Annotated in this window: 18 protein-coding genes; 4 read left to right on the top strand and 14 right to left on the bottom strand. The window is 50.1% G+C overall.

What is annotated here, in order from left to right; genetic code table 11:
- Positions 1-140 precede the first annotated feature (140 nt).
- Both ACJ67_RS06325 and ACJ67_RS06320 read left to right on the top strand, forming a co-directional pair.
- Positions 141-1,793, top strand: coding sequence for a glycosyltransferase family 39 protein (locus ACJ67_RS06325; protein WP_082163930.1), 1,653 nt, complete (start codon positions 141-143; stop codon positions 1,791-1,793).
- 201 nt (positions 1,794-1,994) lie between these two features.
- Positions 1,995-2,312 carry a hypothetical protein gene (locus ACJ67_RS06320; RefSeq protein WP_049638345.1) on the top strand — a complete coding sequence of 106 codons (318 nt, stop codon included), beginning with the start codon at positions 1,995-1,997 and terminating at the stop codon, positions 2,310-2,312.
- Positions 2,313-2,416: 104 nt separating this feature from the next.
- On the opposite strand, the gene ACJ67_RS06315 is transcribed toward ACJ67_RS06320, so the two are convergent.
- From ACJ67_RS06315 to hemN, 6 genes are all read right to left on the bottom strand, one after another.
- Entirely contained in the window at positions 2,417-3,334 is a 918-nt protein-coding gene (locus ACJ67_RS06315) for a hypothetical protein (RefSeq protein ID WP_049638344.1), read from the bottom strand.
- A 39-nt stretch (positions 3,335-3,373) separates the two neighbouring features.
- Complete coding sequence (hrpA, locus tag ACJ67_RS06310) at positions 3,374-7,381, bottom strand: ATP-dependent RNA helicase HrpA (protein WP_049638343.1); 4,008 nt, start codon at positions 7,379-7,381, stop codon at positions 3,374-3,376.
- 734 nt (positions 7,382-8,115) lie between these two features.
- Positions 8,116-8,535 (bottom strand): hypothetical protein, encoded by a 420-nt coding sequence (locus ACJ67_RS06305; RefSeq protein ID WP_049638342.1) that lies wholly within the window; start codon positions 8,533-8,535, stop codon positions 8,116-8,118.
- 21 nt (positions 8,536-8,556) lie between these two features.
- A complete protein-coding gene (locus ACJ67_RS06300) occupies positions 8,557-9,396 on the bottom strand; it encodes a DNA ligase (RefSeq protein ID WP_049638341.1) in 840 nt (279 codons plus the stop codon).
- Between the two features lie 87 nt (positions 9,397-9,483).
- Positions 9,484-10,200 (bottom strand): sulfite exporter TauE/SafE family protein, encoded by a 717-nt coding sequence (locus tag ACJ67_RS06295; RefSeq protein WP_049638340.1) that lies wholly within the window; start codon positions 10,198-10,200, stop codon positions 9,484-9,486.
- A 9-nt stretch (positions 10,201-10,209) separates the two neighbouring features.
- Complete coding sequence (gene hemN, locus ACJ67_RS06290; RefSeq protein WP_049639800.1) at positions 10,210-11,595, bottom strand: oxygen-independent coproporphyrinogen III oxidase; 1,386 nt, start codon at positions 11,593-11,595, stop codon at positions 10,210-10,212.
- 239 nt (positions 11,596-11,834) lie between these two features.
- On the opposite strand from hemN, the gene fnr reads away from it, so the two are divergent.
- Both fnr and ACJ67_RS06280 read left to right on the top strand, forming a co-directional pair.
- A complete protein-coding gene (fnr, locus tag ACJ67_RS06285) occupies positions 11,835-12,554 on the top strand; it encodes a fumarate/nitrate reduction transcriptional regulator Fnr (RefSeq protein WP_197080673.1) in 720 nt (239 codons plus the stop codon).
- A 32-nt stretch (positions 12,555-12,586) separates the two neighbouring features.
- Complete coding sequence (locus ACJ67_RS06280; protein ID WP_049638338.1) at positions 12,587-13,432, top strand: radical SAM protein; 846 nt, start codon at positions 12,587-12,589, stop codon at positions 13,430-13,432.
- Positions 13,433-13,442: 10 nt separating this feature from the next.
- On the opposite strand, the gene ACJ67_RS06275 is transcribed toward ACJ67_RS06280, so the two are convergent.
- The 8 genes from ACJ67_RS06275 to ACJ67_RS06240 all read right to left on the bottom strand — a co-directional run bounded on the left by ACJ67_RS06275 (position 13,443) and on the right by ACJ67_RS06240 (position 20,957).
- Complete coding sequence (locus ACJ67_RS06275) at positions 13,443-13,742, bottom strand: FixH family protein (RefSeq protein WP_049638337.1); 300 nt, start codon at positions 13,740-13,742, stop codon at positions 13,443-13,445.
- A 44-nt stretch (positions 13,743-13,786) separates the two neighbouring features.
- Positions 13,787-15,232, bottom strand: a complete 1,446-nt coding sequence (ccoG, locus tag ACJ67_RS06270; protein ID WP_049638336.1) for a cytochrome c oxidase accessory protein CcoG — start codon at positions 15,230-15,232, stop codon at positions 13,787-13,789.
- 16 nt (positions 15,233-15,248) lie between these two features.
- Positions 15,249-16,145: a cytochrome-c oxidase, cbb3-type subunit III gene (gene ccoP / locus ACJ67_RS06265; protein WP_049638335.1), complete on the bottom strand. Its 897-nt coding sequence runs from the start codon at positions 16,143-16,145 to the stop codon at positions 15,249-15,251.
- A gap of 30 nt (positions 16,146-16,175) precedes the next feature.
- Positions 16,176-16,316: a cbb3-type cytochrome c oxidase subunit 3 gene (locus tag ACJ67_RS06260; RefSeq protein ID WP_018985566.1), complete on the bottom strand. Its 141-nt coding sequence runs from the start codon at positions 16,314-16,316 to the stop codon at positions 16,176-16,178.
- Between the two features lie 11 nt (positions 16,317-16,327).
- Positions 16,328-16,954: a cytochrome-c oxidase, cbb3-type subunit II gene (gene ccoO, locus ACJ67_RS06255; RefSeq protein ID WP_018985567.1), complete on the bottom strand. Its 627-nt coding sequence runs from the start codon at positions 16,952-16,954 to the stop codon at positions 16,328-16,330.
- 10 nt (positions 16,955-16,964) lie between these two features.
- On the bottom strand, positions 16,965-18,401 hold the full coding sequence (gene ccoN, locus ACJ67_RS06250) for a cytochrome-c oxidase, cbb3-type subunit I (protein WP_049638334.1): 1,437 nt from the start codon (positions 18,399-18,401) through the stop codon (positions 16,965-16,967).
- A gap of 122 nt (positions 18,402-18,523) precedes the next feature.
- Positions 18,524-18,661, bottom strand: coding sequence for a cbb3-type cytochrome oxidase assembly protein CcoS (gene ccoS / locus ACJ67_RS06245; RefSeq protein ID WP_018985569.1), 138 nt, complete (start codon positions 18,659-18,661; stop codon positions 18,524-18,526).
- A gap of 1 nt (position 18,662) precedes the next feature.
- Positions 18,663-20,957, bottom strand: a complete 2,295-nt coding sequence (locus tag ACJ67_RS06240) for a cation-translocating P-type ATPase (RefSeq protein WP_049638333.1) — start codon at positions 20,955-20,957, stop codon at positions 18,663-18,665.
- Between the last annotated feature and the right edge of the window lie 55 nt (positions 20,958-21,012).

The raw sequence follows: 21,012 nt of genomic DNA, 5'->3' as shown, positions 1-21,012 counted from the left end.
TCACTCCTGTGAAAGGAACAGCGCTTAGTACTGAAGACAAGCCATCAGTGAAAGTCAAAATGAAATATGTTCCTCTGAAAACAACCCCACAAGCGACGACTTGGGTGATACGCACATAATTTGGAAGATGGCTATTTGTGATGGAAAAAATTTTTACAAAACTGATTGCAACAAACCGTACTAGTTTACAGCCGGCCACTTCGCTATTAACCATCAGCTGGTGGTCAGCAATTTTAATCTGGCTACTCATCTCACTTGGATGGAGACCCTTAAAGAGTCCAGATGAAGCACGATACGTGACTGTTGCATGGGAGATGCTGAAGAGTGGCCATCTATGGCTACCTACCATCAATGAACTACCGTTTTTTCATAAACCGCCTTTATTCTATTGGCTCACTGACCTCAGTCTTTATGCTTGTGGGCTGAACAATTTTTGTATCCGCCTGGTGCCTTTGAGTGCTGCTTTTGTCACCTGCCTGGCCATCTTCTTTTTTATTAGAGAATATGTCTCGGCAATGTTGGCTCACAAGACTGTATTAATACTGGTCACTTTACCGTTCTTTTATTTTGCAGCCCAGTTTTCAAATCCGGACATGCTGGTGTCTACGTTTACAACGTTGACTATTCTGGCAACAGTACATGCCATCTTCAGGCTTGAGTCACACTTGCCTTACAAAAACATATTGATGATGGCCTATGCCATGGCCGGTCTGGGCATGCTTGCCAAAGGGCTCATTGGCATTGTATTGCCAGCCATTGTGATTTTTTGCTGGATGTTAGCTTCGGGCAGGGGAAAGCTGATCGCCAGATTAATCTTGCCACGCGGATTGATCATTCTGTCTTTAATATGCTTGCCATGGATATGCATGGTTGAGTTTCATTATCCAGGCTTTATCAAATACTTTTTTATTCACCATCACTTTGAACGCTATACAGAATCAACATTTAATAACAAGCAACCATTCTGGTTTTTTCTGATATTGCTTCCACTGCTGACATTGCCTTGGAGTCTGGGATTGCTTAGAGGATACCGTCAGATGATGACGGAGATGGCACCCCGGCAAAAAGAAATCCTGAGACTGATGCTGATCTGGGTAGCCTCCATAGTATTATTTTTTTCTTTACCGTCATCAAAACCACCTGGATACATTATTCCGGTGCTACCCGCATTTGCAACACTCATCGCAATGGTGATCTCACCTCAATCTGCGACACAACAATTCAGCAAACGATTGCAAATCATGCTTTTCATTGCAGCGATTGGCTGTCTATCCGCAATCAAGATGACGCAAATACATGATCATAAAAAAACATCCTCAATGTTAACCAGCTACCTTAAAAAACAGGTTAATCAAGAGGACAAGGTGATTTTGCTAGGCAAGTACATCTATGACTTACGCTCATCACTCGATTTAAATCATCCATTGGGTGTGGTTGATGACTGGCATGCCGCGGATATAGATAGACACGATAACTGGCGGCGTGAACTACATGAAGCAAGTCATTTCGCGCACGTTGATACCTCAGAGATATTAATCGTGCCCAGCAAACTGGATCAAACCATTTGCATACAATCTGCTCCCCGAATCTGGGTGGTTGGCGATCAGTGGCATGAGCAGTCGATTATTTTGTCGAAAATCAAACCGATTTATAGCCTAGAGGGCTTACCTGTTTGGCGCATCGACAGTAAACAAAAGTCAATGTCATGCCAGACAGAACATATTATTGAGCAACAGCTTTTGCTTGCAAGCAAGTCCATGCGAACGCTTACAGACCCTAATTTTGACTATTAAAACAAGCCATTAGCCTGTTTAACACTGGGTGCTTTGTAAGTGTTTCGGTAACAGACTATTCAAATGAAAGATGAAACAAGTTTTATGATAGTTTGGATTGCTGACTTGAAGCGTAAAAATAAACTGCGCCGAGGAACTAGTTAGCTATCGCGTTAATCATATGGAGCACTTACTTGGAATGAGGCAACGGGGTGTGTTGATATGAAAATAACGGCATTGACATTCATTGTTTTTTTAGTGCCATCGCTTTACCAAAACTCGCATGCTGAAGAGCACGGCGCGATGCCAGATTGCAGCAAAATGCCGCCTAACTACAGCATCAGCTACCTGGATGAAAACGCAGATGGTGTGATTTCGCTACAGGAGTATTTGCAAGGCGACTCAAGCAACCAGAAGAAAACCTTTGAGCACATGGATGCTAATCACGATGGAGTACTGGATGTAGCTGAGCAAAAAGAAATTGAAGAGGTGTACAAGTTATTGCATGAGAAAAAGGCAAAGGCTAGCTACAAAACGTAATCACTAGTTACCTGCTCAGGTAGTGAATCGCGCACTTGTTAACTGACGAAAAATAACCCAAGCCGATTGCAGTGACTGATGCCAGGCATCATGGATGAAGGTCACTAGCGCCCGTAGACGTCCAGATTTTTATAATTATTGCCAAAGAATTCCTTCATCAGGAAATCTTCAAGTGCCGCGTTGTCCGCGGGCCGGGCGGACAGCGTCACCGTGCGGCCCAGACGGTTGGATATCCAGTCAAAATCGCCATCATAGTGCTCACGCACAATGGCAATCATGCGGCGTATCATCACCAGGCGGATATCTTCGCCTCTACCAGCCTCCACCTCGTAATACTGCGTATTGGCTGAGGTGTAATCATTGACCCAGCCCTTGAAACTGAAGGTGGCATTGTATGGGTCCATGCGGCGGATCTGGAACAAGCCGTTGGTGCCAAACTTGAGATTGTTCATGATGTTTTTCATGCGGCGCTCATCTTCCGAAGGACCGCGCTCAGCCGCTGCTGCCGCATCATTAATCTGCTTGGCCGCCATTTCATCTGCATTGCGGTCAGTCTGCTTGCGCTTGATAAAGCTTGAAAAATCTTCTGCCGGGGGCGCAGGCATTGGCTGCGGCTGCTCTGGCCTTGATTGTGGCTTGGGTTCAGGCACCTTGAAGGGACTATCCGGCCGTTGCGACTGAATGATTTTTTTCGGCAGCTTAGGTTCAGCCTTTGGCGGTGGTTTGGGTTTAGGCTGCGGGACAGGCTCCGGCTCCGGCATCTCTTGTGGTGGTGGCGGTGCCACTTTGGGCGTGGGCGGGACCGGTAAGCCTAAATCCAGCACGATATTCAGTGGCGCTTGTGTTGGCTCTTCTGTTGGCTTAAGCAAATCCAGCAAAAATCCCCAGAATATAATCGCGTGAAAAATTAGCGACAACAATAGTGCCCACATCAGGCGAGCCGGAATACGCAATACACGATCGCGTTGCTTGGGCTTCAGCCAGTTGGGCGTGCTAAAGGGTTCAAAAGGAGATGGCTGCATGTACAGGATTCATCACATGTTAGCGGGTGTCGCGCATGACTATTGCATTTCTTGCCAGAGTTTTTCAAGACGTTTGATTGAGACAGGATAAGGGGTTCTTAATTCCTGCGCAAACAATGATACACGTAACTCCTGCAACTGCCACGCAAACTCTTGTAACTGGTTGGTTACAGGCAAATGCGCCTTGCGTAATTGCTCGACTTTCTGCTGCCAGCGTTGTTCAATTTGTGTCAGCGCCTGCGCATGGCGACTATCCCGCTCTATGCTGGTCGGGTATTTATCGATGCGCATTTTAATCGCCTTGAGGTAGCGCGGTAGATGCGGCAACTGCTCCCACGGTGTGCGGCTGAAAAAGCCGGAGTAAAGCAAGCCTTGCAATTGCTGCTCACACTCACGTTTGATTTTCTGCGTCACTGGTGTCATTTTTTGCAATTGCGCCGTGAGTACCTGGTATTCGTTGGCAATCAATTGTGCCTGACGGGTCAGGGCCTCAGTCACAGCGGGCAAGCGTGTACGCGCACGGGTTTTGAGCTGCATAAACTCGGCATTGGTGCGCGGCAACGCATCCTCGGCAATAAAGGCGCGGTCGGCAATCGCCTGTAGCATGTCTTCGCGCAGCTGGTCAGGATTCATGACCGCACGCAACAACAATGCATACTGGTTAAAACCAGGCAACCCTTTTTCCAGCTGTTTCATCTGCTCTTTGAGCTCAAAACGCATCAGTCGGCACACCCCTTTGCGGTGCGAATCGGCAGCGGCTTCCGCCGTATCAAACAGTTTAATGGCCACACTGTCGGTATTGTCTTCCAGACCTGGATAACCAGTCAGCTGGCGGCCATCCTTGCTAAAAGTCAGTGTTTGCGGCAAATCGCCGAAATCCCATTGTTTGAGGCCGGATTTCTCTATGCCGGGCGAACCTGTTCTGAAGGTCAGCTGTGCGGCAGAACCTAACTGTTTCTTGAGCAGGTGCCAGTCGCGGCCCATGCCCAGCTCGCGGCCTTTTTCATCCACCACACTGAAGTTCATGAGGTGGTGCGCCTCCAGCCCAGCCAGGTCAAACTCTTCCGGTTTTAACTTCAGCCCAGTCTTGTGCTGGATAAAGTCGGCCAGCGCAGGCAGCAAGGACTGTTGCGGATTTTTGGCTTCCAAAAATCCGGTCACAAACTCAGGCACCGGCACACAGACGCGGCGCAAAGTCTTGGGTAAGGCCTTGATGAGTGCAGTGACTTTGTCACGTATCATGCCAGGCACCAGCCACTCGGTGACCGTCGCATCCAGCTGGTTGAGTAATGCCAACGGAATCGTCGCCGTGACGCCATCGAGCACATGACCAGGCTCAAAACGGTATTTGAGCGGCACAGTTTCACCATCAATGGACATCTGCTCTGGGAACTGCACCTCGGTAATGGCACTGGCGCCGTGCCGCATCAGCGACTCACGTGTCAGGTACAGTACTTTGGGATTGGTTTTTTCTGCATCCTGGCGCCATTTTTCAAACGCAGCCCCGTTATAAATGCGATACGCCTGTTGCTGGCCAGGCTCCGCAATTGGCGGTACCACTTTGTCGTAAAACGCAAACAACTGATACTCATCGACCAGCACATCCTGGCGGCGCGCCTTATGTTCCAGCGCTTCGACCTCGGCAATGAGGCGCCGATTGGCTTCAAAAAATGGCGCACGTGTATCAAATTCCATATTCGCCAGCGCTTCGCGGATAAAAATCTCGCGTGCTTCGTTAGGATTCACCGGCCCGTAATGCACACGGCGTTTGGGCACAATAGTCAGGCCGTACAGGCTCACACGCTCCCAGGCCACCACTTGCGCGGTTTTACGGTCCCAGCGTGGATCGCTGTAATGACTTTGCGTGAGGTCACGACTGCCGCCTTCATTGGCAATCGGCTCTATCCAGTCAGGGTCAATTTTCGCGACCACGCGCGCGTACAGCTTGGTGGTATCCACCAACTCGGCTGCCATCACCCATTTGGGACGATTCTTCTTAAGGGCAGAGCCCGGTGCTATGGTAAAACGAATACCTCGTGCACCGGCATAAGTCTCGCTATCTCCATCCTTGAAGCCGATATTGCCTAGCAGACCAGACAGCAAGGCCCGGTGCACCTGCTCGTAACTGGCTTCCTTGTCGCTGCGCTTGAAGTCCATTTCCTCAACCATCTCCAGCAGTTGCTGGTGCAACTCTCGCCACTCTTTCAGGCGCAGGAATGACAGGAAATTCTGGTGGCACTGGTTGAGCAAATCCTTGTTGGACTTTTTGCCTTTGAGTGCCTGCTCATACCACTCCCACAGTTTGAGATAACTCATAAAATCAGAGTCATCCGCCTTGAACTTGGCATGTGCACTGTCTGCCGCTTCGCGCTTGTCCATGGGCCGCTCACGCGGGTCCTGAATACTCAGCACGCTGGCGATGATCAAGATTTCGCGTAAACAGCCTTCTTTTTTCGCCGCAATAATCATGCGTGCCACGCGCGGGTCCAGCGGCAAGCGCGCCATCTGGCGCCCCAGCTCGGTGATTTCGCGACGCTCGGTCACGGCGCCCAGCTCTTGCAGCAACTGGTAGCCATCACTGATCAGGCGTGAGGAAGGCGCTTCAATAAACGGGAACTCCGCGACATCACCCAAACGCAAATCGGCCATGCGTAAAATCACGCTAGCCAGTGAGCTGCGCAGAATTTCAGGGTCAGTAAAGGCCGGACGCTGGTTAAAATCTTCTTCTGAATAGAGGCGTACGCAAATACCGTTAGATACCCGGCCGCAGCGCCCTGCCCGCTGCTTGGCTGCCGCCTGCGAGATCTTCTCAATCTGCAATTGCTCAACCTTGGCGCGGGGGCTATAGCGGTTAACACGTGCCAGCCCGGCATCAATGACATATTTAATCCCCGGCACCGTCAGCGATGTTTCAGCCACGTTGGTGGCTAGCACAATACGGCGCTGACCGCTGGGGCGGAAAATCTTTTGCTGGTCTTCTATGCTCAAGCGCGCAAACAGCGGCAGAATCTCAATGGACTTAAGCTTCGGCGAGCGTCCCTGATACTTGCGTAAATGGTCAGCCGTATCGCGGATTTCGCGCTCACCAGGCAAAAATACTAGGATATCGCCATCCCCCAGGCGTAACAAATCATCCGCCGTATCGAGGATGGCATCTTCCATCACCTCTTCTTCGTCATCCTCCTCCAGCCAGCGCGTTTCAGTGCGTGGCGGCTTGCGCTTGATACCCATCAGATCCTGCGCAAAGCGGTCTATATCATCCAGCCCATCATCAACAGGCACTTCGACGGCCACCATTGTGGTTTTATTACCTAAAGGACGGTAACGAATTTCGACCGGATACGTACGGCCACTAACCTCAATCACGGGTGCGCCATTGAAGTGGTTGGAAAAGCGGTCAGCATCAATCGTCGCTGAAGTGACAATGATTTTTAGATCAGGCCGTTTCGGTAACAGCTGCTTGAGGTAACCGAGCAGGAAATCAATGTTCAGACTGCGCTCGTGCGCCTCATCGATGATGATGGTGTCATAGCCATTGAGGAATTTATCGCTTTGCGTCTCTGCCAGCAAAATACCGTCTGTCATCAGTTTCACGTAGCTGCTCTCAGACAGCTTGTCGTTAAACCGCACCTTGTAACCCACGGCTTCACCTAGCGGGCTTTTGAGTTCCTGCGCAATGCGTGACGCCACTGACCTCGCGGCAATCCGGCGAGGTTGCGTGTGACCAATTAGCCCAGTCACACCCCGGCCTAACTCCAGGCAAATCTTGGGTAACTGTGTGGTTTTACCGGAGCCAGTTTCACCGCAGACAATGACTACTTGGTGGTTCTCGATGGCTGCTGCAATCTCATCTTTTTTGCCACTGACTGGCAACTCGGGGGGGTATTCTGGTTTGGGTAAAGCACTTAATCGGGCCTGCAAACGCTGCTGCGATGCCTGGACTTTGTGGGCAATATCGAGCAGAGATTTATCGACAGGTTTGTTTTGTTTTAACGCATCGCGCAACTGGTTCAAACGACGCTTTAACGGGAAGCGGTCGGCCAGCATGCACTGGGGGAGTTGCTTTTCGAGTTGGCTGATGAGTTGGATGGGTGAGACAGCGGTCATAGGGGTGGGATTTTAACATGGCATGCGGGATGGCATGCAGCATGGCTGCCTTACGACTAGCTGAATTTGCACTGCTTGAACATCTTTTTTCGCCTTTAGGCGAGTTACTTTCTGTTGCTTGCCCCACAGAAAGTAACCAAAGAAGAGGGCACCCAGCCATCACGGCCTTCGGCTACCTTGCGTTGCTCAACAAAGTAAGCGGTCACGAAACTCGCCCTGACAAGCCACACAATTCGTGGCTTGTTGCGGAGCTCAAACAGCCGCTCCCTTCTCTCTTACTTTGTCTCCGCTACTCAGCGTGATGGAATGGGATTTATCTCGTCAAAGTCACACAGTGAAAGATTGGACGTTTAAAAACTCAACTTCTTTTCTTAACTCCACAAACGGTAGCGCTCAGTAGTTTTCGGGCCCCTATCTGCCGCGCCGAGTAGCACAGGCAAAACAAGATTAAAGGGAGCGACTGTCCGAGTCCCGCAGCAGCTCACGTATTTTGTGAGCTGCCAGGTCGAGTTTCGTGACCGCTTGTTTTGGCGAGCAACGCAGGGAACAAGCGGAAGCTAGGGTGCATTTCTTTTGGTTACTTTATCTTTGTGCAAGCAAAGAAAAGTAACTCGCCAGCAGGCGAAAAGAAACCTTTCATAAATACTCAAACCAAAGGTTAGAACACTAAAGAATTACTTTCTAACACACTCCTCAACCCCTGTATTCCCACCCTTAAACGCCGGTTCAAAATAAAACTTCCTGAAACTCAACTGCCCTTTGGCATTTTTCTTAAATTCAGCAATCCCTGTCCCATAATCATGGGTTTTACTACCATACTCACCATTCTCCATCGGTAAGGCAAAGTGCATGGCCGCATGCATGCCATGTACCGCAGCGTGGCCTTTATAAACACCATAGTCAGGCACTTCCAGCTGAAAGTCATAGCTGGCATCTGCCCCTTTGCTATGCTCTGGGCGCAACTGCATGGTCACGGTGCCTGTGTATTTACCTTCATGCGCATCATCGCCGCTACAGGCATACACACCACTTAAATCGAGTGCATACGCGTTCACAGTCATCAAACTAAATAACAACCCTGCCAACCACTTCATTTATCTTCCTTCTGTCATTGATTATTCGGGCGGGCGTACCCGCAAAAAACTGGCAAATTTGGGTTTGCCGTTTTTAGTCACATCCCGATAAGTATACGTGACCTGACTGCCTATCGGCGGTGGATGGGCACGTTCGGCATCTTTGAAACCTGTCCCTAACTTGAACTGAGTTCCATCCGGCATTTCTACCAGTAATGCGCCCATTTTACCTTGATACTTGCCTTTGCCGGGGACATAGGCAATGACTTTGGCTTCTGCATCCAGTTGTGGTTTGAGCTTGAGTAACACATGGCTGCGACCAGTGAGGTATGGCGCATCGGCTCGGTGCAACATCAGGCCCTCGCCGCGCTTGGCGACAATGCTGTCCAGCGTACGCTTAAGTTTAGTCCTGTCGCTTACGCGGAACTGTGGCAGAGGTTTGAGATAAGGGCTATGCACTTGCCGGGCGATTTCCGCAATCCGCTGCACGCGCTGGGAGAAATCACCTTCGGCCTCCGGCAATTCAAAGACATAATAGGCAACTTGCCGCCAGGCCGCATCATTGGGATTCGACTGCCTGACAGTAGAAGAAAGCTGTTCAAAACGGCTACGTGCAATCCATAATTCACCATCTAACATTTGCGCTGGAAAGTTTTTGGTAAACCATGCCGGGGCATGGATAGGATGTCCATGCCGGCTGATCAGTTGCTGTCCATCCCAAATTGCACGAATACCATCCAGCTTTTCACTGACCAGGTAATCTTGTACCGGGATATCCTCGTTGTAAATCTGCGCCAGCAAAATGGCAGGTGCTTGTGCATGGACGTGTACCGCCCCAAAAAAACAACATAGAAGCAGGAAATGACGGATTAGCCGTAGCATCACAACCCCAATTATTAAAATAAATTAACAATCGTAAGTTACAGAATACTGGCAATAAAGGCAAGGATGCTGGAAAGCGCGCAATCCCTAAAGTAACTGGCACCACAATTTGTCGTGATGCATGACATCCATCCACAAGGCGACCAGACTGAGCCCAATCAATACCACGCCACTTAAGCGCATGCCGGTGGATTCTTTAAACCAGGCTGGCAAAGATTGCTGGCTTGCACGCCAGATAAGGGGAGCGATGGCGAGAATCACTGCTGACCCACAGGCAAATGCCATCATCACCAGGGCACCCTGCAACCATTGCGACTGCAAGGAGGCCAGCATGACTGCCGAGTAGAGCAAGCCACAAGGGAGCAAGGCCCAGATCATGCCTGTCAGCAAATATCCCAGCCTGGCATGCTCGGTACGTTGCCTGATCCATGCCCAGACCTGTTGCGCGCGCTGCACCGCCCATTGCGGCTGTTGCCCGGTAATGAGCAACAACACACCCCAGGCAAAAATCAGGGTGTGGGAAAAGGTCCATAAAGGTTGAAAAACATGACTCTGGTTAGAAAGCCAGGCCAGGCCGCGCAGTGTTTCAGCTGCCAACGCACCCAACAGGCCATAACCTAGCATGCGCCCCAGGTAAAAGCTCCAGGGGATGGTTTTAACCACTCGCAATGGGATGGAACGAAATTGGCTGGTCGTGTGTGAGGAGGACTGCATGGCGCCGCAAGCTGCACCACACATGGCAATACAATGCGGGCCGCCTGCCAGCCCCATGACGAAGGCCGTCAGGAGTAAGCTGGCTAACATGCCGGCAGTTTAAAGGATTTTGGAGAACCTTGCACGATTGGCATCGTGCTGTAAATAGCGGTCAAATACCATGGCTATCGCACGTACAAAATACCAACCCATTTCGGTGACCTTAAGACCATCATCTTCCAGAATTACCAAGCCTTGTTTTTCTTTTTCAACAAGTTGTTGCATTTCTGACTTAAAGTAATCTCTGAAGTTAACCATATAGGAAAGATCAATAGATTCATAGCTGAGCTCACCATGGCACATAATGGCCATGATCACGGCACGGCGGATCAGGTCATCCCGGCTCAACGCCAGCCCGCGTACGATGGGCAACTGGCCTTGATCAAGAAAGTCATAATACTCTTCCAGCGTTTTGGCATTCTGGCTGTAGGTGGCGCCCATCTTGCCGATAGCAGAGACACCCAGTGCCAGGATATCCTGGTCGGCCATGGTGCTGTAGCCTTGGAAATTGCGGTGCAACCTGCCCTGCTGCTTGGCAATCGCCAGCGCATCCGTAGGCAAGGCAAAGTGATCCATCCCGATATACACATAACCTGCCTGCATCAATTGCTGGATGGCTTCTGATAGCATCTGGATTTTATCGACGGCATTCGGCAGATCCTCCTGCAAAATGCGGCGTTGTGGCTTAAAACGTGAAGGTAGGTGCGCATAGCCATACAAGGCAATGCGGTCTGGACGCAATTGAGTAATTTTACTAATGGTTTCGCGGAAAGTCGCTGGCGTTTGCTTGGGCAAACCATAAATCAGGTCGGCATTGATAGACTGGTAGCCCATCTGCCGCGCCTGTTGCATCAGGGTGTCGACTTGCGCATAAGACTGTACCCGGTGTACGGCCTGCTGCACTTCTGCATCGAAATCCTGCACGCCAAAACTCAGGCGGTTAAAGCCGAGGTCACGCAAGTGTTGCAAACGGGCCTGATTCACGGTCCGCGGGTCAATTTCGATGGAATATTCACCTTCCTCACTGAATACAAAAGCTGTTTTCAGCATCTGCATGAGGCTGGACAACTCTTCATCATTGAGGAAAGTCGGTGTGCCTCCGCCCAAATGCAGCTGATTCACTGCCTGTGCTTTTCCAATCTTGTTAAGATGCAAGCCAAGTTCACGTTGCAGGTAATTGAGGTAAATGGCGCTTTGCTCATAGCGTTTGGTGACAATTTTATTGCAGGCGCAATAAAAACAGAGTGAGGCACAAAACGGGATATGCACATACACCGACAGTGGCTGCGTCCAGTTACTGATGTTGCGCTGCTCTGCCGATTTGTAATAGGCAGCCGCATCAAAAGCTTCAACAAAGCGGTCTGCCGTCGGATACGAGGTATAACGCGGCCCGGAAACATCATAGCGTTCGATATGCTCCTGGGTGATCATCAACGGTTGTTTCATGGTTTCTAGCAAATTCTTTCCTGTCAGCACAGTGGGGGCGAGCAGCCCCGGGATCATTGGATGCCACTTTGCCACAAAGCAATAGATGACTTCTTGATGCAAATCAAACGCTGTCTAGAGCGTCCCATGCATAATGCAACGCAATATAAAAGGGAAGATAGATCACCATGTTCAATGAAACCATCTCTGAAGAGGCGTATAATCCTTCGCATGTTCAACGACAGACAAGGACACCTCCCATGCAAGCCGAATCCAGCTTCAAGGTCGCTTGTTCTAATTGCAACCTGCGTGAGCTGTGCCTCCCCATCGGTTTAAGTACCGATGAAATGAAGCAGCTGGATGGGATGGTTGCCACCCGCAAGAAAGTGAAACAAGGCGGCCACCTGTATAGCAGCGGCGATGCCTTCACCACCTTGTATGCGATCCGTACTGGCTTTTTCAAAACCTGTGTGGTGTCAGAAGATGGCCGTGAGCAAGTCACGGGTTTTCAGATGGCTGGTGAAATCATGGGCCTGGACGGGATTGTCAGCGACAAACACAACTGCCACGCGATTGCCCTTGAGGACGCTGAGGTCTGTGTGATGCCGTTTAACCATGTCGAAGATCTGTCCCGTGAAATCCCCATGCTGCAGCGACATGTACACAAAATCATGAGCCGTGAAATTGTGCGTGAAAATGGCGTGATGATGTTACTGGCCAATATGCGCGCGGAAGAACGCCTGGCGGCCTTCTTGCTCAATTTATTGCAACGTTTGCATGCCAGGGGTTACTCAAAAAGTGAGCTGATTTTACGCATGACACGTGAAGAAATTGGCAGCTACCTGGGCATGAAACTGGAAACTGTCAGCCGCACCTTTTCCAAGTTCAGTGAAGACGGCATCATTGAGGTCAAACAGAAAAATATCCGCATCCTGGACCACGAAAAACTGAAAACTATTTTCAACGCCAGCACCTGCTAAAAACTACTTTTTTCTGGCAATCGGTTCAGGGTATGGAGCCTTCTCCCCTTTTTACCGCCCTGACCGAGTATGCCAGTGGTCGTCACTGGCAATATATTTACCCGGTATGGTCTCGTCGCGCTGGCGGTCTTTCCATAGGCATTAACCTGCACCCGAATCACTGCTGTAACTGGCATTGCCTATATTGTCAGGTGCCCGGATTGCAGCGCGGCCCATCTCCAACGATTGATAACCCCCAGCTTATTCAGGAACTCACTGATTGCCTCAACTGGCTCAGTCAACACTGCGCCCCCCTCACGCTAAAAGACTGCGTGCAAGATATTGCTTTTGCTGGGGATGGCGAACCGACCACATCACCACAGTTTGCCGAGGTACTCTACAAACTGATTGCGTTATTAAGACAGCGCCGCCCAGACGACCGTCCTGCGCATGTCCGGCTAATTACCAATGGTAGCCAGCTACATCATGCCAATGTGCAACATGCGCTCAAATTACTGGATGACATAGAGGGTGAAGTCTGGTTCAAACTGGATGCAGGGAATGATGCTGAAATGCTCGCCATCAACGACACGCATCTGCCATTCTCCTTGCATTTGCAGCGCCTGCAGACTTGTTGCACACTTTGTAAAACATGGGTACAAACTGCCGTTGTTAGCAGAATAACGGACGGGAAGCTGATTACGACCCCTAGCTTGCCTGGCTATATTGACGCCTTGCAATCGGTGAAAGAAGAGATCAGCGGAATTTTGCTGTATGGTATTGCCAGGCAAAGCCAGCAGGATAGCAAAGGTTGCCTTCAGACCACCCCAGCTGAAGTACTGGAGGAATATGCAGAAAGGTTGCGCACGCTGGTCGTTTGCGTGCGCGTGTTTCAGTAGATGAGTAAAATTACTCTTCAGCCGGTTTTAAGCCGGTTTGGGCGTGATTGCGTGCCTGGATGGCAGGCGCCATGGACTCACTCTGTGACTCTTGGCCTTGCGCATCCAGCGTCTTGTTGATTTCAATGCCCTTGCGATAGTAATCATCAATGGCTGGATCAGGATGCGTAATGGCCAGGTACAGGGTAATAAAAGAAGCGACAACCACCAATAAAGGCCCGCCAATAATCAACCAGACGAACGGGTTGTGGTACCATTTCTGGTCACCCTTGACAGACGCTCCATTAGCGATTGCTTGCGTATTGCTCATTATGTGTAACTCCGTTCATTTGTGACGCATTAGTTTCTGATGCGTTAATTGCTTGGCACGATAAACACTGATTTTTCTTTGATCGTGTCTTTGGATGCAATATCCGTCATTTCAAAATAAATTTTGTGAGAGCCCGCATTGGTGACGCCATCAGGTAGTTGCAACTCGACGATCACATTTCTGGTTTCAAAAGGTTTAAAGCCTTTGAATGGCTGGCCATTATTATCTGAAATATGCACGGATATGTCAGGCAACCCAGTCACCTGCAATGCGTAATCGCGCGTAGTCTCGGTATCATTTTCCAATTTCAGGTTATACACGTTCTCAATCTTACCTTCATTGGTGTAGCGCGCCATCATGGCACGGTCACGAAGTACGTCGAGCCTGAAGTCAGGTTTGAAATAAAGACTGACGACCATGCCAATGGTTAACGCAGACAGAATTGCCGTGTAAACCAGCACACGTGGCCGCAACAGACGACGCCACATTTGCTGACGGGTCCAACGATTTTCCAAGCCATTCTGCGTCGTGTACTTGATCAGGCCCTTGGCATAACCCATTTTATCCATCACGTCATCACAGGCATCAATACAGGCGCCGCAACCTATACACTCATATTGCAGGCCATTACGGATATCAATCCCTGTCGGACACACTTGCACGCAAATGCTGCAGTCAATACAGCTACCCAGCCCGTTGGCATTTTCGCCCGCCTTTTTGGAGCGTGCTCCACGAGGCTCGCCACGTGCCTCATCATAAGTAACGGTCATGGTGTCACCGTCAAACATGGCGCTCTGGAAACGCGCGTATGGGCACATGTATTTGCAAACCTGCTCGCGCATATAGCCTGCATTGCCATAAGTCGCAAAACCGTAGAAGCAGATCCAGAAGGTTTCCCAGCCACCCAGTTGCCACTCAAAAATGGCGGGGACCAGCTCACGGATGGGTGAAAAGTAGCCGACAAAGGTGACGCCTGTCCATAAGCCAAACGTGATCCAGGCAAACTGCTTGAGCGACTTGCGGGTAATCTTGTTGAGATTCCACTGACTGTCGTCAAGACGCATGCGGGCTATGCGGTCCCCTTCTATCTTCTGTTCCATCCACATATAGATTTCGGTATACACCGTTTGTGGACAGGTGTAGCCACACCATAACCGCCCAGCCACCGCTGTAAACAGGAACAGTGCAAGCGCGGAAACGATCAGCAGGAACGAGAGGTAAATCAGGTCCTGCGGATGAAAGATCAGGCCAAAGATATAAAACCGCTTGGCCTCCAGGTCAAACAGCATGGCCTGGCGGCCATCCCATTGCAACCATGGCACACCATAAAAAAACAGCTGCGTGGCCCAGACCATGACCCAACGCCATTTATGAAAAATCCCAGATACGCTGCGGGCATAAATTTTATCTGCGGACTTATAAAGTGACAAAACCACCTCCTGTTCAGGGATGGTGGTTTTGATCACAGCGCTTTCTTTAATATCGCTCATTGTGTTTTGCATTCACCTATTTTTTGGAAAGGCCCCAAACATAAGCGGTCAGCAAGTGAATTTGTTCTGGCGTGAATTTCTCTTGCCATGCTGGCATCACGTTATTTTTACCTTCGTGAATACGCTTGATAATTGCAGCCTCACCCTGGCCATGTAACCAGATGTTATCTGTCAGGTTAGGAGCACCAATTGCCTGGTTTCCTTTACCTTCTGGACCATGACAAGCTGCACAGACGGCAAATTTTTCTTTACCGGCATTGGCACGACCAGAGTCATGAATGCTGCCAGACAAACTCAGTACGTAGTTAGCCACATTTTTGACATCTTCTTCAGAGCCTACAGCAGCAGCCATCGGCGGCATGATACCGTTACGGCCGTTGTTGATGGTCAGCTTGATGGTGTCAGGTGCACCACCGTACAGCCAGTCATTGTCAGTCAGGTTAGGGAAACCACGGCTACCCTTGGCATCTGAACCATGACAGGCGGCACAGTTATTGAGGAAAATACGTTTACCAATATCACGCGCTTCGGGGATCTTGGCCACTTCTTCTACTGGCATTGCCGCATATTTGGCATACAAAGGGGCAATCTTTTCGTTGTTTTTGGCGACTTCCGCTTCGTACTGTTTTACTTCTGTCCAGCCAAACTTACCGTTGTAAGTCCCCAGACCAGGGAACAGGAACAGGTAAGCCAAACCGAAAATCACAGTGATGATAAACAAGCCTACCCACCACATTGGCAGCGGATTGTTCATTTCTTTAATACCATCCCACTCGTGACCATTGGTGTTGTCACTTTGCACATTCACTTTAATGCGGCTGGCGAAAATCAGTAAGCCAACACAAAAAGCAATCCCACCCAAGGTAATGGTCGAAATCCAGATCGGCCAAAATCCGTTTACAAAATCATTCATGATGTTTTCCTTAACTTATCCGCACAAATATTAGTCTTGGTCGAACGGCAAGTGCTGCGCGTCTTTGAATTGTGCGGAGTGACGATTGCGCCATGCCCACACCACGATTGCAATAAACAGGACGAAACTCAGTACTGTAAACAATATGCGTAATAGGTTGATTGTGTCCATGGCGCGTCTCCTTATTTCAGGTGGGTACCCAATACCTGCAGGTATGCAACCAATGCGTCCATCTCGGTTTTACCCTTGATTTCTTCGCCGGCAGCTTTGATCTGCTCATCAGTGTATGGCACACCTACTTTACGCAGGGCAGCCATATGGTCACCGATGGTGGCATCGTCTACCAGGTTTTCGTTCAACCATGGGTAGGCTGGCATGATGGATTCAGGAACCACATCGCGAGGCTGGTTCAGGTGAACACGATGCCAGTCATCGGAGTATTTACCACCCACACGATGCAGGTCAGGACCGGTACGCTTGCTACCCCACTGGAACGGGTGGTCATACACGTATTCACCAGCGACAGAGTAATGACCGTAACGCAGTGTTTCAGCGTGGAACGGGCGAATCATCTGTGAGTGGCAGTTATAGCAGCCTTCACGCAGATAGATATCACGGCCTGCCAGTTGCAGCGGTGTATAAGGCTGCAAACCACGGATAGGCTCAGTCAAGGATTTCTGGAAGAAAAGCGGCACGATTTCAACCAGACCACCAAAGGAGATCGTGATAAAAGTCAGCACGATCAACAGGAAGTTATTAGTTTCAATCTTTTCATGCAGATTGCCACTATTATTTTGATGAGTTGCCATAGTGATTTCCTTAAGCGTGTGCAACAACAGCTGGTACTTCTACCGTGGCTGGTTTGCCGCTAGTTGCTGTTTTATATGTGTTCCACAACATGATGACCAGGCCACTCATGTACAGGAAGCCACCCAATGCACGTGTGAAGTAGTACGGGAACTTCGCTTTCACACTTTCAACGAAGGTGTAGGCCAAAGTACCGTCAGCGTTCATCGCACGCCACATCAAACCTTCCATCACGCCGGAAATCCACAGTGCAGCGATGTACAACACCACGCCGATGGTCGCCATCCAGAAGTGCACTTCAATCGCTTTCACGCTATACATTTGTTTCTGGCCGAACAGGCGAGGAATCAGGAAGTACAGGGAACCGATAGAGATGAAACCAACCCAGCCCAACGCACCAGAGTGCACGTGGCCAACTGTCCAGTCAGTGTAGTGAGACAAAGCGTTCACGGTCTTGATCGCCATCATAGGACCTTCAAAGGTACTCATGCCGTAGAAAGACAGGGAAACGATCAGGAAGCGCAAGATAGGGTCTGTGCGCAGTTTGTGCCATGCGCCGGACAAGGTCATGATACCGTTGATCATACCGCCCCAGCTTGGTGCAAACAGGATTAAGGACAACACCATACCCAGGGACTGAGTCCAGTCAGGCAAAGCGGTGTAATGCAGGTGGTGAGGACCCGCCCACATGTAAGTGAAAATCAGTGCCCAGAAGTGCACGATAGACAAGCTGTAAGAATACACAGGACGCTCAGCTTGCTTAGGCACAAAGTAGTACATCATGCCCAGGAAGCCTGCTGTCAGGAAGAAACCCACCGCGTTATGACCATACCACCACTGTACCATCGCATCTTGCACGCCAGCATAAGCAGAGTAAGACTTGAACATGCCAGCCGGAATCGCCGCACTCTCAACAATGTGCAACAAAGCCACTGCCAGAATAAAGGCACCGTAAAACCAGTTAGCCACATAAATATGTTTTACCTTGCGGATACCAATAGTACCGAAGAACACGATGGCATAAGAAATCCATACCACTGCAATCAGGATATCGATTGGCCACTCCAGTTCACCGTACTCTTTACCCTGGGTATAGCCCAATGGCAAGGAGATGGCAGCGGCAACAATGACAGTTTGCCAGCCCCAGAAAGTAAAACTGGCCAGCTTGTCGCTAAACAAACGGGTCTGGCAGGTACGTTGCACGACATAGTATGAGGTAGCAAATAAAGCACTGCCCCCAAACGCAAAAATCACTGCATTGGTATGCAGTGGTCGTAAACGGCCAAAAGAAGTAAATGGCAAGCCCAGGTTAAGCTCTGGCCACACCAGCTGGGACGCGACAATCACGCCCATCAATGTACCAACAACACCCCAGACCACTGCCATGATTGCGAACTGGCGGACCACGGTATCGTTGTAGGTCGCAGCCTTCACGGTTGCATTTTGCATGGATTTCTCCCAATGATTAAAACAAACACCCAACACTAAACAAACTGCTTATTGTTCATCGCTGATAATCTCAGAGATGTCACAAATCTGATTTGATACACATCAATCGTGTTCAAGAATCCTCAATCATGCTCAAGAATCCTGGACCCTTCTTCTTCCAGGTCTTCAAACTGACCCGTCTGGATCGCCCACCACAGGCCACCCAGAATCACAAACACCAGCATCACTGCCAGCGGGATCAATAAGTATGCTATTTCCATGCTATGCCTGACCTTTCTGCCAACCGGACTTATCCCAGTCCGTGAGACGCAATGCATTCAGCAACACCAATAACGAACTGGCAGCCATGCCCAACCCGGCTAACCAGGCAGGTAAAAGACCCAAAATCGCCAAAGGCACTCCGGCGGCGTTATACAACGCCGCCCATAACAAATTCTGTTTTACGATGAGGATGGTTTTTTTACAATGCGAAATGAGCGAAACCAGCACACCGATATCATTGCCCAATACCACCATATCGGCCTGCGCCTGCGTCAAAGGGACGCCGGAACCCATTGCAATAGAAGTATGCGCTGCTGCAATGACAGGGCCGTCATTCAAACCATCACCAACCATTAAAACTTTCCGCCCCTGTTGTTGCAGCAACTTTACGTGCTTAAGCTTATCTTCTGCTTTTTGTAACCCTGCCGCGTTCTGGATACCCAGTTGCGATGCGAGGTTTTTAACGGGCGCTATTCTATCACCAGATAACAGCTGAATATCAAGGCCCTGTGAAATTAATTGCGAAATTGCCGCCCTGGCATGTGGTTTGACTTGCTCCGTCAAAGACAGTCTTGCCAGCATGATTTCACCTGCTGTGACATAGACCTGGCGTAACGCTTCGAGTTCAGCTTCAGAGCTCACACCACAAAAGTCTGCATTCCCTAGCTTCACCGGCAGTAACGCCCCGTTTTTTGTAGTAAATGTAGCAGACATGCCGCCACCGACAATTTCCTGCCAACCCTGCATCTCCAGCTTATCTTGCGCATCTTGATGCAAAGCAAATTCATGTAAAGCTTTTGCCACAGGGTGCAGTGAATCACGGCTCATAGTCGCAATCACATCAAATATCCACTGGCGGTCCCACGAAGCATGACTCTCTTCAAGGGCTACCTGTTGCAGGTTTTCAGTCAGCGTGCCCGTTTTATCAAAGACGATGGTATCTACTTCACTAATGGCCTGTATGGCCTGCAAACGGCGGATCAACACGCCCCCTTTGGCAAACGTACCGGCACTGGCCAGCATGGCAGCTGGGGTAGCCAACGACAGCGCACAAGGGCAAGTCACCACCAGCACTGCCACGGCAGACATGATGGCTTTGGCAGGATCCGTGGTCCACCAGAAGATGAGGGCATACAGCGCAGCCAGCAACACACCCCATAAGAAAGGTTGCGCCACCTTATCGGCCAGCAAGGCAATGCCAGGTTTTTCAGTGGAAGCCGATGCCATCAGGTTCACCAGCGCATGATATTGTGTCCCCTCGCCCACCTGCTCCACTTGCATTTCAATGGCTGAGGTTAAGTTACCGGAACCAGCAATCACGGTTGCGCCTGTTGGCTTCATCACTGGCTCAGACTCCCCAGTGAGCATGGATTCATCAGCACTGGTATTCCCGACAAGCACTTTGCCATCGGCGGCAAATACTTCGCCTGGGCGCACAAACAAAATATCGCCTGCATTGATATTGCTTGCCGCTATTTGCACCCACTCGCCAGCGTCGTTTTTTTTGAGCACCGCATTCGGCAAACGGCGCATCATGTTTTCCAGCGCACCGGCGGTACGGTTACGCAGTTTGACATCCAGCCAGCGGCCGATCAGCAGAAAACTCACAAACATGGTCAGTGAATCGTAGTAAACGACGTCGCCCCACCAGCCGCCGGGCACAAAGGTTGCCAGTGTGCTCATGACAAATGCAGCCACAATCCCCAGCGACACCGGCACATCCATGCCTAATTGACGCTGCTTGATACTGGCCCAGGCCTGGGACAAAAACGGAGTAGCGGAAAACAGCATGACAGGCAACGTCAGCACCCATGAAGCCCACTTCATGAGTTGCACCATGTCAGGTGCCATATCATTGCTGCCCACCCAATAAGTCGGGTAGGCATACATCATGACCTGCATCATGCAGAAGACAGCCACCACCAGGCGCCACAACATTTTGCGCTGCTGAATGGTTCTATCCGAAATGGCGTTATATTCGTTGAGCGGTAAGGCGGGATAACCAATCTCGCTGAGATTAGCAAACCATAGTGAAGGAGAGGTTTTTGCTGCATTCCAAACAACTCGAACACGTTTGGAGGCTGCACTGGCATGCACGGCAAGCACACCTGGCTGTTGTTTAATTGTCTGCTCTATGCGCCCACTGCAAGCTGCACAATGCATATTGTCGACCCAGACATGGGATGTCCACACATCGGCAGCAGTTGCATCGCGTTGACTAAATCGCTCCCATTCAGACTGGACATCCAGTCCTTGCCATGGGTTTGCACTGCTCACTGCTAAAGGTTTTGCCATTGGGTGATGGACCGTCCGTGAAACAATATACAACTTTATATTATATGATTGAATA

The sequence above is a fragment of the Methylophilus sp. TWE2 genome, assembly GCF_001183865.1.
Lineage (GTDB): Bacteria > Pseudomonadota > Gammaproteobacteria > Burkholderiales > Methylophilaceae > Methylophilus.
This window is presented reverse-complemented; position numbering and strand designations above follow the sequence as displayed.

Bases quoted from the DNA above. Each gene is read 5' to 3' on its own strand.
- ACJ67_RS06305 (WP_049638342.1), bottom strand. From the start codon at position 8,535: ATGAAGTGGTTGGCAGGGTTGTTATTTAGTTTGATGACTGTGAACGCG.
- ACJ67_RS06240 (WP_049638333.1), bottom strand. From the start codon at position 20,957: ATGGCAAAACCTTTAGCAGTGAGCAGTGCAAACCCATGGCAAGGACTG.
- ccoG (WP_049638336.1), bottom strand. From the start codon at position 15,232: ATGAGCGATATTAAAGAAAGCGCTGTGATCAAAACCACCATCCCTGAA.
- ccoS (WP_018985569.1), bottom strand. From the start codon at position 18,661: ATGGAAATAGCATACTTATTGATCCCGCTGGCAGTGATGCTGGTGTTT.
- hrpA (WP_049638343.1), bottom strand. From the start codon at position 7,381: ATGCTGGCCGACCGCTTCCCGTTAAAGCGTCGTTTGAACCAGTTGCGC.
- ACJ67_RS06325 (WP_082163930.1), top strand. From the start codon at position 141: ATGGAAAAAATTTTTACAAAACTGATTGCAACAAACCGTACTAGTTTA.
- ccoN (WP_049638334.1), bottom strand. From the start codon at position 18,401: ATGCAAAATGCAACCGTGAAGGCTGCGACCTACAACGATACCGTGGTC.
- ACJ67_RS06295 (WP_049638340.1), bottom strand. From the start codon at position 10,200: ATGTTAGCCAGCTTACTCCTGACGGCCTTCGTCATGGGGCTGGCAGGC.
- ACJ67_RS06300 (WP_049638341.1), bottom strand. From the start codon at position 9,396: ATGCTACGGCTAATCCGTCATTTCCTGCTTCTATGTTGTTTTTTTGGG.
- hemN (WP_049639800.1), bottom strand. From the start codon at position 11,595: ATGAAACAACCGTTGATGATCACCCAGGAGCATATCGAACGCTATGAT.
- ccoO (WP_018985567.1), bottom strand. From the start codon at position 16,954: ATGGCAACTCATCAAAATAATAGTGGCAATCTGCATGAAAAGATTGAA.
- ccoP (WP_049638335.1), bottom strand. From the start codon at position 16,145: ATGAATGATTTTGTAAACGGATTTTGGCCGATCTGGATTTCGACCATT.
- ACJ67_RS06320 (WP_049638345.1), top strand. From the start codon at position 1,995: ATGAAAATAACGGCATTGACATTCATTGTTTTTTTAGTGCCATCGCTT.
- ACJ67_RS06280 (WP_049638338.1), top strand. From the start codon at position 12,587: ATGGAGCCTTCTCCCCTTTTTACCGCCCTGACCGAGTATGCCAGTGGT.
- ACJ67_RS06260 (WP_018985566.1), bottom strand. From the start codon at position 16,316: ATGGACACAATCAACCTATTACGCATATTGTTTACAGTACTGAGTTTC.
- ACJ67_RS06315 (WP_049638344.1), bottom strand. From the start codon at position 3,334: ATGCAGCCATCTCCTTTTGAACCCTTTAGCACGCCCAACTGGCTGAAG.
- fnr (WP_197080673.1), top strand. From the start codon at position 11,835: ATGCAAGCCGAATCCAGCTTCAAGGTCGCTTGTTCTAATTGCAACCTG.
- ACJ67_RS06275 (WP_049638337.1), bottom strand. From the start codon at position 13,742: ATGAGCAATACGCAAGCAATCGCTAATGGAGCGTCTGTCAAGGGTGAC.